The 747-nt window shown below is 60.5% G+C and carries 1 pseudogene; it reads right to left on the bottom strand.

The features are described from left to right. Positions 1 to 747 (bottom strand): annotated as a pseudogene (locus IVB12_RS10605) (IS110 family transposase); the annotation flags it as partial.

Raw genomic sequence — 747 nt, 5'->3', positions numbered from 1 at the left:
CAAGAGCCACCGCGACAAGCATGGGCGGCTTACGAGCGAGCATGCGCTCCAGCCATCTCCCTTGCGATGCACCGCGTCGGCGAGCCAGCTTCACCACCGCACTCGCCCCGATGATGAGGAGACGCCGTAGTGTTCGCTCACCCATTTTCGATATTTGGCCGAGCTTCTGTTTTCCACCAGTGGAACGTTGCAGCGGGGTCAACCCCAACCACGCGGCGAAATCCCGGCCACGTTTGAAGTTTTCAGGGTCAGGCGCTAGCGCCATCAGAGCTGTCGCCGTGATTGGGCCGATGCCAGGAACGTCATAAGCCGCCGGGCAACTTCCTCTTCTCGGGCTCGTCGCGCGATCTCAATATCGAGGTGCTTGATTTGCGCTTCCAGCACCCCCAGCATCTTGACAAGGATATCGAGCGCCGGGTGCGCCGCCGTTGGCACGCTGCTCCCGGAAGCTTGCGCGTGCTCAACCAGCGCGGCGACATTGGACGTTCCCTTTGCAACGACCAGGCCGTATTCGGCGAGGTGACCTCGCAACGCGTTTATGATCTGAGTACGTTGCCGGACCAAAAGATCGCGAGCGCGAAACACGACCGCGCTCGCCTGCTGGTCCTCACTCTTCACGGCGGCAAAGCGCATGGTGGGGCGTTGGGCCGCTTCGCAAATCGCTTCTGCATCGGCCATATCGTTTTTCTGACGCTTAACAAACGGCTTTACATAGGACGGTGGAATCAGACGCACGGTGTGACCCAG

Origin of the sequence: Bradyrhizobium sp. 179 (assembly GCF_023073535.1) — a bacterium.
In the GTDB taxonomy this organism is placed as follows: Bacteria; Pseudomonadota; Alphaproteobacteria; order Rhizobiales; family Xanthobacteraceae; genus Bradyrhizobium.
This window is presented reverse-complemented; position numbering and strand designations above follow the sequence as displayed.